Source organism: Mycoplasmopsis verecunda, from assembly GCF_033546915.1.
GTDB classification, from domain to species: domain Bacteria; phylum Bacillota_I; class Bacilli_A; order Mycoplasmatales; family Metamycoplasmataceae; genus Mycoplasmopsis; species Mycoplasmopsis verecunda.
Genome location: NZ_CP137850.1, coordinates 719,197 through 732,841 on the forward strand (window position 1 = coordinate 719,197; position 13,645 = coordinate 732,841).

A 13,645-nucleotide genomic window follows, 5' to 3' on the forward strand; every position below is an offset into this window, starting at 1 on the left:
AATTGCACCATAAGTAAGCAAAACTTATATCAAGTAATTGTTAAAATAAAACAATATAATTTAAATACTATGTATAATAAAATTGAAACTGTAAAATTTGCAAAAGATAATCGCGGAAGAAAAGAAAAAAATAATAAAGTAAACTGAGATAAAGTATCTAAAGAAGATATGATTCAAATATTAGAAATCTGACAAAAATACGGTGAAATAACAAAAGAAATTCCTACAGATATATTAAAGAAAATCAAAGAAATGAAATCATGTAAGAAAGAAGTTGCTAAAGCTTTTAATATGTCTAAAAGTACATTTTATAATCTTATGAATAAAGAAAAGCCATCTGAAAAAGAAATCCAATATGCTGAGGAAATCAAGACTTTACATAATAAATATAATCAAACATATGGCAAGGCTAGAATAGCTATTATGCTATTGAAAGAATATAATATAACTCTATCTAGTAGAACTGTTGGTAGAAAATTGAATAAGTTAAATTTATTTTGCAAAGTAAGACAAAAGACTAGAGTTAGAGAACTTAAAAATACAAACTTTGATGCTAAAGATTCAGTTAAAAGGGATTATAACGATGTTAATGGAAGAAATATTGTGGCTACTGATGTAACTTATATTCCAGCACCATTTGATTTGAAGAAATATTTCAATCATATATTTTTATCTATAGCTATTGAGCACAGAACAAAACGAATTATAAATTACAATATTTCAACGAGAAATGATAATGACTTAGTGATATCACATATAAAAGATATTAAATTCAATACAAGTTGAATTATTCATTCGAATAATGGTTATCAATATACATCAAATTTATATAATGAAATAATAGCTCAAAATAACGGTATTGTTTCAATGAGTAGAGTTGGTAATTCATTAGATAATAGAGAAGCAGAATATTTCTTTTCGATATTAAAATCAGAATGTTTGAAATTTGTAAATTTTAACAACATAACATTTGATGAATTAAAATCAATTATTGACACATTCATTCAATTTTATAATAGCGAAAGAATTCAATCTAACTTAGGTTGATTATCACCTAACCAATATGCAAATTTAATTGCATAAAAAAACACATTCATTTGGAGGGAAGTGTCCAAATAATGTGTCCATGTTTAACTTCTTATTGTTTTTTCATTATTTAAAATATATTTATCATTAATTAATAAATTCCCATCTAAATCAGATTTATAAACATATGTAACTTCATCAAACTTATTATGTAAAATAGCAATAATTTTATTGTTTGGTTTATATTTTTTTTCGAAAAGCACGTAGGCCTGTAACTGAGAAAAATCCTCATCTTCAAAAGGTTTGTTTTTTAATTCTATCAAGACAGATAAATCATCATCTTGAAATCTCATATCTAATGTTCTGTAGTTTCTTGATCTATCTTTAAAATAATTTAATTTTAAAATATCTCAATACTCTTCGTCCGTCAAAATGTCTTTATTCTTGCCTTTATAACTAAATTCATCATTTTCAACATTTCAATCAAAATATTGTTCACCAACAATTTTTATTATTTTAATTTTATTCTCAGTCATTATAAACCTCCTAATTTTATAATTAAAGTGAGATTACTATCTCACATCTCAAGATTTTGTTACTGTATCGTATTTAATTTTTAATCCATATTTTCAACCAAATCCTAGAGCTGGTGTAAGGAAAAATCCTACAACAAATATCACTAAGTTAAGCACTATAACAATTACTATATTTCCACCTTTGTAAAATAGTGGTTGTTTAAAGTTTAAGAAATCATATACCACTAGTCCCATTTGTTTGTATAAATTTATATTTTTAGTATTTGTTAATCCATTTGTAAAATCATTATATATTGGTTCTCCGATAAAAAATAATAATAATGCGAAGAATCAGTATGCTACCATTACAACTGAAGATAATCAAATAGTAGCTTTTGTAATGCTTAAATTTTTACGATTGAGAAATACAAATATCATGCAAATAAATGGATTTAAAAAGTGTACTACAAAACTATTGAAAAATAGGTTTGGATGAAAGTTTTTCAAACTAGCTGGGAAAATTAGTGTTCAAAATACTATAAACGTAATAGTGATATAAGTATTAGCTAAAAACAATCCCCTTTGTGCTAATCAGCTTTTTGGATAAATAGCAAAAAGAATTAAAGCAATTCCGATTGCTAAATTACTTATTCAAGTAAATGTTCCTGTTATTGCTCAAAAGTTAGGTAAAATAACTGGATTTAATCCATTATCTAACATATGTTGTTTTTCAGTTTCAGTCATTTTAGATAATGCATTTTGTATTTGGTGAGTTATTATTCCTCATCTTCACAATGTAGTGATGAAAACAAGTAATAATATAGCAATTCCTGCATATAAAGTAGCTTTTCTTAAGTTACTTCAAGTGTGAAATGTTGTTTTTTTTATAACTTGATTTTTCATAAAAAAATTATATATGTTTAATTAGATTTTATGAATAAAAAGCTTTAATGACCTAGTATTTCATCTTTTGATATTTCTTTGTATTGTCCTATTTCTAAATTTAACTTCTCTAAAGTTAAATAACCAAATGATTCACGATGTAATTGAACTACTTCATAATTATGTCTAGCAAACATTCGCTTAACTTGATGATATTTTCCTTCAGTAATTTGTAATCTAGCTTGATAAGGAGATAGTATTTCTAATTTAGATGGTTTTACTTTTTCATCATTATCTATATCAAAACCATTTGCAAATATTGGCACTAAATGATTTTGTAATGGTTTATCAACAGTAACTAAATAAGTTTTAACAACATGTTTTTTTGGAGCTAGTAATTCATGAGTTAGTTCACCATCATTAGTTATTAACAATAATCCAGTGGTATCTTTATCCAATCTACCAACTGTATGAATATCTTTAATACGAGAATATTTTTCTGGTAATAAATCAAATACAGTTGCATTATTTTTATCATGATTAGCACAAATATAACCTTGTGGTTTATTTAATGCTAAATAAATGTATTTATCTTTAAACTCAATTATTTCATCATTATATTTCACTATATCATTTTGATCAATATCTATATTGTGAGTAATGATAATATTATTAACCTTAATGCTTTTACTTTTAAGTAATTTACTAGCTTGCGAGCGAGTTAAATATAACTTTTGAGCTATAAATTTATCTAAACGAATTTTTTTCATTATTTAAGAAGTATATTGTATAAATTACGTTTATATACTTCGACTCCTGGTTGTGAAAACGGATCAAAATCATATAAAAATGCTATAGCTATTACTAAAACTTGTAGTGAAATAATTAAAGAACCTAAAGATACTTCTGAATAATCATTTATTAATATTTCAATATTAAAAACATCTTTTTCTCTGATAGTTTCATTATCTTTATTACTTTTATTTAAGTCTTTTTGACCTAAAAAATCAAGTACATCATATTGCTGAGATACCATATTTAATTGAGTATGTTGTTCTTCTAATTTCTTACCTAAAAAAGTACTAAAGATAAAATTATTATTTGAATTAGAAATATTTTTTAAGGATGAGTAATCATATAATTCAGAAATACAACTAATTCCTTTTTGGTTTTTATTTAAAGTTGTATTAATTAATAATTGAATATAACTACCTAATGATTGTAATTTCTCATCTCCCAGTAAAACATAATTAATATTTAAATTTTGTACTCTAGCAATATAATGAATATAAATTGCTAGCATTAAAATAGCATTATTATTTATTTCTTCAGTAACAGTTATTTTTTCATACATTTTTAAATAAGAGTTTAACAATTCCATTACATTTATTCCACTTGCTAATAATGGGAAAATGCTAGTAGCTTCAAATAGGGAACTAAATCTAGTTGGTAAATGAATGCTATTGATAAATAAGGTATATTTTTGAAAATTAGCCATTTTATTTAAAGTATTTTCAAATTCATCTGTTGTTATATAGATTAAATCAGCTATTTTTGAAGATTCAATATTTTGCTTTTTCAAATTATCAATTAATAACTTTCGATATTCACGAAATGCAATTGAACTTTCAAGTGAAATAGCAGAATGCGAAATATAATTAATTGCAAATATTTCATCTTTTAGTGAATATAATGAAGCAACTAGTTCTTCCGGATTTATATTTCCTTGAGTAAAAATTAATTCAATATCTGGTTTTTGTTTAGAAAACTTATTGTAGTAAACATCATATATGGCTTTAGTTAAAATATATGATTCTCCATCAGCAATAATTATCATTTTCTTAACATCATTATTTTTTAAATAAGTCACAGCGGTAGTAAAATCACGTTTATTTTTTGCTCAATATTCATTTATATATTGTTCAATATTAATATCATAATCTTCATTTTGTGACCTAAGATATTGAAATATACCTTGCATCTTATTTAATCCAAGGTTAAATTTCTTATCTTTTCTAGCTGATGAAAGATCATTTATATTAATTTCTAATGGGGAAAAATTCATTATATTCTCCTAATTTGATGCAATCAATTACATTGATATTATTATTAATTTAATTTTATATTATTTGCTTTTATGTAATAGCAAAAATAAAAACTCCATATATTACTATATGAAGTTTTAATATTATTATTTGAATTAATTGTATGCAATATTAAATTATTCTTCAACAACTTCAGCAACATCTTCGTCAGCACTTGCTTGGTTAGCTGAATTTGAGTTAGTTTGTTGAGCATTTGCTTGAGCAGCTGCATTAGCAAAGTTTTTAATTACTTCTTCAACTTGGTCAAGTTTTGTTTTTAATGTTTCGATGTCTTTCTTAGCAATTAAGTCTTCTAATTCTTTAACAAGTTTATCTGATTCTTCTTTTGCTTTAGCATCCATTTTGTCACCTTGTTCAGCATTAGCTTTCTTAATTTGGTCAATTAGAGATTCAGCACGAACGATTGTTTCTGCTTCTTCTTTACGTTTTTTGTCAGCTTCTTTGTTAATTTCAGCTTCTTTAATCATTTTTTCAATTTCTTCTTCTGAAAGTTTTGAAGAGTTTTGAATTGTGATTGATTGTTCTTTATTTGTTTTAACATCTTTAGCTGTAACTGTTGTAATACCGTTAACATCAATTGAGAAACTTACTTCGATTTGTGGAACACCACGTGGAGCTGCTTCAATTCCTGTTAAATTGAATTGCCCAAGTAGTTTGTTATCATTTGCCATTTCTCTTTCACCTTGAACTACACGGATTGTAACTTCTGTTTGATTATCAGCAGCTGTTGAGAAAATTTGTGATTTGGTTACAGGAATTGTTGTGTTTCTTGGAATTAAAGGTGTTGAGATTCCTCCAAGAGTTTCAATTCCTAATGTTAATGGAGTAACATCAAGTAATAAGATATCATTAATATCTCCAGCTAGCACGGCACCTTGGATAGCTGCTCCGATTGATACAACTTCATCAGGATTAATTGAACGGTTAGGTTCTTTACCTAATGTTAAACGTACCATTTCTTGAACAGCAGGCATTCTTGTTGAACCACCAACTAATAATACTTCATCAAGATCTTTAGCTGTAATTCCAGCTTCTTTTAAAGCATCTTCAATTGGTTTTCTTGTTCTATCTAATAAGTGTGATGTCATAGCTTCGAATTCACTACGTTTTAATTCTAATTCAACACTTAATGGTCCATTTGCTGTAACAGCTAAGAATGGTAAATTAATTGTAGCTGTTGATTGGTTAGATAAATCGATTTTTGCTTTTTCAGCAGCTTCTTTTAATCTAGCCATAGCCATTTTGTCTGATTTAACATCGTAGTTGTATTGATCTTTTATTTTCTTAATTAATCATTGAACAATTTCGTGATCTCAATCGTCTCCACCTAAGTGGTTATCTCCACTTGTTGAAAGCACTTCGAATGTTCCATTTTCTAATTCAAGAACTGAAACGTCAAATGTACCACCACCAAGGTCATATACTAACACTTTCATTGATTTATGTGTTTTTTCTAAGCCGAATGCAAGAGCAGCAGCTGTTGGTTCGTTAATAATTCTTAATACATCAAGTCCTGCAATTTTACCAGCAATTTTTGTTGCTTCACGTTGAGCATTGTCAAAGTAAGCTGGAACTGTAATAACTGCTTTAGTAACTTTTTTACCAAGTTTAGCTTCTGCATAATCCTTCATGTATGAAAGAATCATTGCTGAAATTTCTTCTGGTTTATAATCTTTACCATTTACATGTACAACTTTATCTGTACCCATTAATCTTTTAATTGATACAACTGTATTTGGATTTGTTTCAACTTGTCTTTTTGCAGCATCCCCAACAATAATTTCATCCCCTTTAAACGCAACTACTGATGGAGTTGTTCTTTTACCATTTGGGTTTTCTAACACAACTGGTTGTTTATTTTCCATAACTGTAACAACAGAGTTTGTTGTTCCTAAGTCAATTCCTAATACTATTTCTTTAGCCATAATTTAGCCTCCTAAAATATAATAAATAACTTCTAAGTTTAGGTAATTACTTATTAAGATAATCCCTTGAACTGATAATATTATACCACCAATTTAGCAAACATAATAATTATTTGCTAAATTTTTTAAAATATTTTTTTAATCATTTTTAACTACTACTACACCTGCTGGTTTTACTAATCTAGAATCAATTGATAACCCTAGACGAACTACTCTTATAATAGTATTATTAGCTTTAGTTTCATCTTTAACAAAATCAATAACTTCTTCTTTTTCCGGATTAAATTCTTGTCCTATTTCAGGTTGAATAATTAAAGCTCCATTTTCTTCAAGTAAATTAGTAAATTGTTTAACTACAATACTAAATCCATAGCAATAGTTTTTAACAACTTCATTGTCCGATGAAATACCAGCATTTGTAGCCGCTAATAAATTATTAAAAGGTTCAATGAAATCTTCAAAGAAACTTTGTAATGCATATTTTTTGATTTCATTTTTTTCATTCTTTAATTTTTGGTGCATATGAGCTTGTTCCGCTTCAAGTTTTTCTTTTGCTTTAGATTGAATACTTTCAAGTTTTTCTTTAAATGCATATTCTTGAATTAGCATTTTGTGATCTTTTTCAAATAGTTTAGCTTTTAGATCAGCTACTTCTTTTTCTAATTCAGTAATTCTTGTATTATGCACATGTTCATTTTTATTATGTTCTTCATGTTTATCATGTGTTGTATGTTTAACCTTAATTTCTTCGATAACGACTTTAGCTTTTTTACCACCTAATTCTTCAATTTCATAATTTTTAGGGAAACTTAGTTTAACTTCTAAGTTTGATTTTACTTTTCTATTTACTAAATATTGGTCAAAATTAGGAAGATATTGTTCTTTACCTAATTTAATTTCCAACTGTTTTGTATATTCTTTAACAATTTTATCATCTATGAATAAAGTGAAATTTCCAGATAATGTATCTCCTAAATTTAATTTTGAACTATTCATTTAATCTTCCTTCTTTCTATTTAAGTAATTGTCTAATATTTTAATAGCAGAACGCATCATATCATAGTTAGAGTTTGTAGCTCCTACTACTGATATTTCAGTAACTTTGTCTCCTGTTTCAATTTTTTTAGACATATATGTTCCAGATTCATCAATCATTATTTTAATTTTTTCATCTTCATCTATTTCAGCTTCAATACTTTCTCATACTGAATGATTTTCAATTAATTCAATCATTTTATTTAAATTATTACGATCAATTTTAGGACTTAAGATAATATTATTTTTACCATACACATTATTTCTGCCTTTAGTTCTAATGCCAATATTGTGGAATACGTCTTCAACAAACGAATTAATCAATTCTTGATATTTCTTAACTGATTCAGCTAGCACATCTTTTAGCAGTAATAATCTAGCAGGTATTTCATTTAATGGAGTATTAATCAATCTTTCTTTAAATATTTTAATAGCGATTCTAACATCGTTCATTTTGAAGCTTTTATCACTTATATTTAATATTTTAGAAAATACCTCGCCTGATGAAATAACCATTACTATTGTTGCTTTTGTATCAGATAAAGCTACTAACTCAATGCTTTTTAGTTCCATATCATTTTGATCTGATTCAGTTGTTACCATTGTTAATCCAGTCATGTCAGCAATTATTTGAGCTGCTTGATCTACTGTATTATCAATGCTAGTGTTTTTGTTAGCTAGAATAGCATTTAGCTTATCTTCGAATCTAGTCGATACTGTCGAACTTAAATATTTAGCGTAATAATTTAATCCATCTAAAGTAGGAATTCTTCCACTAGTATGTGCTTCCTTTTTTAAATATCCCATTTCTTCTAAATCACTCATTATATAGCGCATTTTTGCACTTGAGAAATTTACTTCTGGATGACTTGATCCATATTTATTTAGTAGTTGAGATGAAGATACAGGTTCTCCAGTTTCAATATATGTTTGAACTGTATATTTAAGTACTGGTTCATATTTATCACTTAATTTTTGTAATGTTTTCATAGACTAATTTTATCACAGTTTTAATTTTTTAGCAAATAATATATTCTTTTGCTAATAGCTTGCTAAAAGAAAAATCACTATATAAGTGATTATTTACTTGAGTACCCAAATTTTTCTAAAGCTTCTGGGTCATCTATTCATTTCTTAGCAATTTTAACCTTAAGTGTTAGAGTAGTAGGCATATCGAATTGGTGTGCTATTTTCATTCTAGCATTTTTACCAATTTGTTTGATTTTTTCTCCGCCTTTACCAATAACCATGCCTTTTTGTGAAGCTTTCTTTACATAAATAATTGCATCAATTGTTATTCTATCTTCTTCTTCAATAAATTCGGAAACTTCAACAGCAATCGAATGTGGTAATTCTTCATATAAGGCATTTATAGCTGATTCTCTAATTATTTCCTTTGCTAAAAATCTCATTGATTTATCAGTTAAATATTCAGGATCATATTGTGGCTCACCATCATATGCATATTTTTTAATTTCATCTATTAAAGCTTCAATTGATCTAAAATCATTTACATCAGTAGCAAGAATAGTACTAAATCCATGAGCTTGTAATTCAGCTATTTTTTCTACTAATAATTCTGGCTTACTTCTGATTTTGTCAATTTTTGAAACAACTGCAATTTTATTTTTATTATTTTGGATTTTTTCCAATATCATTTCGTCACCTTTACCAAGTTTTTCATCAGCTGGTGATAAAAATAATAAAACATCGACATCTTTAGCAGCATCGTATGCATTTTTGTTTAATGCCTCACCTAATTTATTAAGTGGTTTATGAATACCGGGTGTATCAGTAAAAATAATTTGGGTATCTTCATCAGTATAAATACCAGTAATTTGGTCTCTAGTGGTCTGTGCTGTATCAGTTACAATCGCTACATTGTAACCTAATATAGCATTTAATAAACTACTTTTTCCAACGTTAGGTCTACCAAGAATACTTGCAAAACAAATTTTCATAATTATTTAATTGTAATTTCCTCTACTCTAATGCTGTAAGGCACAAGTTCTTCAACTGTATTAACTCTTAATCCTTGACCGTCATTACTATATTGATAAACTTTAGCATCTAGAGGCATAAATTCAGTCATAACTTGACGACATCCAGCACAAGGGCTAATGATTTCATTTTTTCCACTAATAATATGGATTTCTTTAAATTTACCAACTTTACCACCATAAGCTACTGAACCAAATAAAGCACTTCTTTCAGCACATAAACCTGATGGATAAGCTGCATTTTCAACATTAACACCATAATATTCTTTTCCATCTTCATCAATAGCAATGGCTGCTACTGGAAATTTTGAATATGGTGCGTATGAAAATTTTAATAAGTCTCTTAATTTTTCAAAAGTCATAATTTTCTCCTGACTAATTACATTGAAATTTGTAATATTTTATTCTTCTCTTGTTATTTTTAATGGTTTAAAGATTTTATCTACTATTGCATTCATTTCTACACGTTCTTCTTCTATTTCATGATCATAACCCATTAAGTGGACTAATCCATGTGTGAATAAGTAACAAAATTCTCTACGAACAGAATGTCCAAATTCTTTAGCTTGCTTTTCTACTTTATCTCAACAAATAACTAATTCTCCTAAATGCATAAATGGCATATTATCAAAGAATTCATTGTAGCCAAAATCAAATGATAAGATATCAGTTACATAATCTTTGCCACGATATTCAGTATTTAATTCTTTAATTTTGTTAGGAGATACTATAGTTACATCTAATACAATAGGTTTTTTAATCTTGAAATATTTTTTTAAATTAGCTACTATTTGATTCATTTCATCTTCAAAAATAACAGCTCTTTTAATTCTTGTATGAATTGTAATAATATCTTTTTTACCCATTAAAGGGTTTTCATTTAAACTATTCATAACATTATTATACTTATTTATAGAACAAAATGATTGTTTATAAATACTTATTTATAAACCAAAAATGTATTCAAATATACTGATATCTTGTAGTTTTAAACTTACTTTGACTTCAGCAATATTATGTCTATGTAAGAAATATTTTAATGTTTCGCTATCAATAGTGATATTTATAACACTTTTTTCTTTTAATACTACTTTGTAGGTATATAAAGAATTGTCATAATTAATATTTAATTCAATTTCATTTGTTTTAATATCACTTGGTTTAATGTTATATAAATTTAAATCATCACCTTCATATCGCAATATCCCTTCCTTATAATCATGGATATTCACATTTAAAACAATATAAATAATTAAAATGAACAATAGAAAAATAATGAATCCTAATACTATTTCTAATAAATAATTATGAATTAATTTCTTGTACATCTATTTCCTTACTTTGGTCAAATATATATTTATTATTATGACTGATTTCAATAACAATGCTATTGTTCAATATTTTTTGTAATTTATTTTTTAATTGCATAAATACAAAATTATCTAAGTTCTCAAACGCCTCATCTAGTAGTACTACATCATAAGATAGTAAGAATAAAGATAATAGAGAGATAAACTGCTTTTGTCCTGACGAAAGAGATGATATACTGATATTTCTGGTTAGATTGATATTTAGATGTGATATACATTCTTGTAATCCAAAATGATCAATTAATTCATTAAACTGCTTAATGTTGTATATACATAAATAATCTAAGACCGAAATATTTAAATTATTGTCCTTACCAATATAAATAACTTTTTGTTTATATTTTTTGTCTAGGAATAAATTTATTTTTTCTCCATTAATTAATATTTCGCCACTATCAGCTTGTTTTGATCCATTTAACAAGGCACACAGTGTTGTTTTTCCAGAACCGTTTTTTCCTTTTAATTTATGTTTATCACTTAATTTTAATCGTCTGATGTTTAAAGCATTGTTAAGTTTTGATTCAGTATAAGAATATGAAACAGATAATAATGCTATTTCTTGTATTTTATCCTTTAATAATTCAGTTTCTTTTATTGCAGAATCATTAATATTAAATATCTTTAGCATTGCAAATGATTTTGTATATTCTGAATACAAATTAGTCAATGGAACAATATTTTTAATCGGCTTAGTAAATAATGATGCACCAGTTATAAAGAATATTAAATTAATTGTGTTAAGTTTATTTCCTCAAATTTGATATGAACCTAAAATCAGAATACATAATGGAGCAATAATATCTAAACTTGATTGAAGGGTATTTAATGTAGTATTCTTAATTTTAAATCTCAATACTGCATCATTTAAATTTTGATATTCTCTTGACAACTCATTTTGCAATTTTTCTTCTAGAAAATAATTGTGAATATGCATAATATGATTAATGTAATTATTAAATGCATTATCACATTGAATATTTTGTTGCAATAGTTTGGGAAGATTTTTCTCATATATTGACTTTGTAAAAAAACTCAAGATTAAATTTAAAATAGAGTAAGTTAAAATTATTATCATTAAATAAATATTAATATTTCACAGTAATATTAATGCTAATAATATAGTTAATATTCCAGATAATATTTCAGGAAGAAAAATGATTTGGAACTCTATTAAATTATCAAATACTGAGACTCGATTCTTAATTTCTAATGGTGTTAATTTATCGATAACTTTATAGTTATTAAATTTTAAGTGTGCAATGAAATTAAGTATTTGGCTTTCTCTTCGTTGAGCTAGTAATTTTTGAAGTATTTTCTGACTTAAATTTTTAAGAGAAAAATTCAGCAGTATTATGAATACAAATATTATTCCTAAATATAGTAGATGGATATTTAATTTATTTGGAATGATTTTTTCTAGAATAATCTTATTGAAATAAGGAAGTGAAAAGAGAATTAATGTTTCACTAATTAATGAAATTAAGTAGAAAAGTGAAAACTTATCAAATAATAATCAATTATTCTTGCTTATAGTTTTTTTACTTTTAAAATCATCTCTTTTATGTGTAAATTTAATTAACAAACCAGAAAATTTTTCTAAAAAATCCTTATGACGATATTTTGTGTTTCCGATTACCGGATCATAAACATAAATATATTTGCTAGATATTTTCTTTATTACAACCATATGAGTATTATCATTCATAGAAATTAAGGTTCCTACCGGTAATTCATTTCTATCTAATTCAGGTAATAATGTTTTTTCACAATTGTATATTTCGATATCAAAATTATATGAATTACAAATTGTTTCAAAATCTGGAATCGAGATCCCTTTTTCGGTATATTTAGCATTTAATTTTAATTCATTTATATTAATTGGTGATATGTAGTTACGATCATAAAACCATTTTAAAACATATAATGAACAATCTCTAGTATCTACTTGTTTTACACTCATACAATATAAATATATTCTTACTATGAGATAGAACTAAAAATGAACAAAAAAGCTTTTTTTCTATATAATTTAAATATATTGAAAGGAGATTATCATGGATAACAAAGTAGTTGCACTTGCAAGTGACCATGCAGGTTACAAATTAAAAGATGAACTAGCAACATATTTAAGAGACAAAGGTTTCGATATCGTTGACTTAGGTCCTTCTACAGATGCTGTTTCAGTATCATATGCAGAAATGGGAAAAGAATTAGCTAACTATGTTGACGAAGCTAAGCCAGCTTTCGGAATCGGAGTTTGTGGAACAGGTTTAGGTATTTCATATGCTTTAAACAGACACAAACACATTAGAGCAGCTAGAGTTACATCAGTAGAAGATGCTCACCTAGCTAAACAACACAATAATGCAAATGTTTTAGTCTTTGGTGGACGTCAAGTTACTTTTGACGAAGCTAAAGCAATGGTAGACGAATACATGAACACTCAATTTGAAGGTGGACGTCACCAAGCTAGAATTAATCAATTGGATGAATAATTATGGCAGAAAAAGAAAAAGTATTAGAAGTTAAAGACAAAGAAGCGAAAGAACTAGCTGCAGTTTGACATGTATCTCAACATCCAGATGGATGAAAAGTTATAAGACAAGGTGGAGTTAAAGCTATCAAAACATTCGATACTCAAAAAGAAGCAATCGAATATGCAAAACAACTTGCTAAAAATAACGAAGGTAGATATTTAATCCACAGCCAAAAAGGAAAAATTAGAGCTGGTCAAAGCTTCAAAGACAAATAATTTAAATAACGCTAAAGCGTTATTTTTATTAATAT

The 13,645-nt window shown here is 26.3% G+C and carries 15 protein-coding genes; 3 read left to right on the plus strand and 12 right to left on the minus strand.

Going from position 1 to position 13,645, the window contains the following annotated elements:
- Positions 1–69: 69 nt before the first annotated feature.
- The gene (locus SAM46_RS02700; RefSeq protein WP_318635565.1) at positions 70–1,083 is read left to right on the plus strand and encodes an IS3 family transposase; all 1,014 of its coding nucleotides are present in this window, start codon (positions 70–72) and stop codon (positions 1,081–1,083) included.
- Positions 1,084–1,130: 47 nt separating this feature from the next.
- Here SAM46_RS02700 and SAM46_RS02705 read toward each other — a convergent pair whose 3' ends face one another.
- The 12 genes from SAM46_RS02705 to SAM46_RS02760 all read right to left on the minus strand — a co-directional run bounded on the left by SAM46_RS02705 (position 1,131) and on the right by SAM46_RS02760 (position 12,818).
- On the minus strand, positions 1,131–1,562 hold the full coding sequence (locus tag SAM46_RS02705) for a hypothetical protein (RefSeq protein ID WP_078747044.1): 432 nt from the start codon (positions 1,560–1,562) through the stop codon (positions 1,131–1,133).
- A 36-nt stretch (positions 1,563–1,598) separates the two neighbouring features.
- On the minus strand, positions 1,599–2,444 hold the full coding sequence (locus tag SAM46_RS02710) for an MAGa3780 family membrane protein (protein WP_078747043.1): 846 nt from the start codon (positions 2,442–2,444) through the stop codon (positions 1,599–1,601).
- A gap of 44 nt (positions 2,445–2,488) precedes the next feature.
- Positions 2,489–3,193, minus strand: a complete 705-nt coding sequence (locus tag SAM46_RS02715; protein ID WP_078747042.1) for a pseudouridine synthase — start codon at positions 3,191–3,193, stop codon at positions 2,489–2,491.
- A complete protein-coding gene (locus SAM46_RS02720; protein WP_078747041.1) occupies positions 3,193–4,488 on the minus strand; it encodes a glucose-6-phosphate isomerase in 1,296 nt (431 codons plus the stop codon). Before SAM46_RS02720 ends, SAM46_RS02715 begins: the two co-directional genes overlap by 1 nt.
- 156 nt (positions 4,489–4,644) lie before the next feature.
- Positions 4,645–6,453 (minus strand): molecular chaperone DnaK, encoded by a 1,809-nt coding sequence (gene dnaK / locus SAM46_RS02725; RefSeq protein WP_078747040.1) that lies wholly within the window; start codon positions 6,451–6,453, stop codon positions 4,645–4,647.
- Between the two features lie 138 nt (positions 6,454–6,591).
- Complete coding sequence (gene grpE / locus SAM46_RS02730; protein ID WP_078747039.1) at positions 6,592–7,449, minus strand: nucleotide exchange factor GrpE; 858 nt, start codon at positions 7,447–7,449, stop codon at positions 6,592–6,594.
- A complete protein-coding gene (locus tag SAM46_RS02735) occupies positions 7,450–8,478 on the minus strand; it encodes a heat-inducible transcriptional repressor HrcA (protein WP_078747038.1) in 1,029 nt (342 codons plus the stop codon).
- Between the two features lie 89 nt (positions 8,479–8,567).
- A complete protein-coding gene (gene era, locus SAM46_RS02740; RefSeq protein ID WP_078747037.1) occupies positions 8,568–9,449 on the minus strand; it encodes a GTPase Era in 882 nt (293 codons plus the stop codon).
- Positions 9,450–9,451: 2 nt separating this feature from the next.
- Positions 9,452–9,850: a cytidine deaminase gene (gene cdd, locus SAM46_RS02745; RefSeq protein ID WP_078747036.1), complete on the minus strand. Its 399-nt coding sequence runs from the start codon at positions 9,848–9,850 to the stop codon at positions 9,452–9,454.
- Between the two features lie 39 nt (positions 9,851–9,889).
- The gene (gene ybeY, locus SAM46_RS02750; protein WP_404824657.1) at positions 9,890–10,288 is read right to left on the minus strand and encodes an rRNA maturation RNase YbeY; all 399 of its coding nucleotides are present in this window, start codon (positions 10,286–10,288) and stop codon (positions 9,890–9,892) included.
- A gap of 144 nt (positions 10,289–10,432) precedes the next feature.
- A complete protein-coding gene (locus SAM46_RS02755; protein WP_078747035.1) occupies positions 10,433–10,816 on the minus strand; it encodes an MAG1140 family protein in 384 nt (127 codons plus the stop codon).
- Complete coding sequence (locus SAM46_RS02760) at positions 10,794–12,818, minus strand: Mbov_0121 family peptidase domain-containing ABC transporter (RefSeq protein ID WP_078747034.1); 2,025 nt, start codon at positions 12,816–12,818, stop codon at positions 10,794–10,796. The genes SAM46_RS02755 and SAM46_RS02760 overlap by 23 nt, the downstream gene beginning before the upstream one ends.
- Positions 12,819–12,912: 94 nt before the next feature.
- Here SAM46_RS02760 and SAM46_RS02765 point away from each other — a divergent pair, with 94 nt between their 5' ends.
- Positions 12,913–13,353, plus strand: a complete 441-nt coding sequence (locus SAM46_RS02765) for an RpiB/LacA/LacB family sugar-phosphate isomerase (protein WP_078747033.1) — start codon at positions 12,913–12,915, stop codon at positions 13,351–13,353.
- 2 nt (positions 13,354–13,355) lie between these two features.
- Positions 13,356–13,610 (plus strand): DUF2188 domain-containing protein, encoded by a 255-nt coding sequence (locus SAM46_RS02770; RefSeq protein WP_078747032.1) that lies wholly within the window; start codon positions 13,356–13,358, stop codon positions 13,608–13,610.
- Positions 13,611–13,645 lie beyond the last annotated feature (35 nt).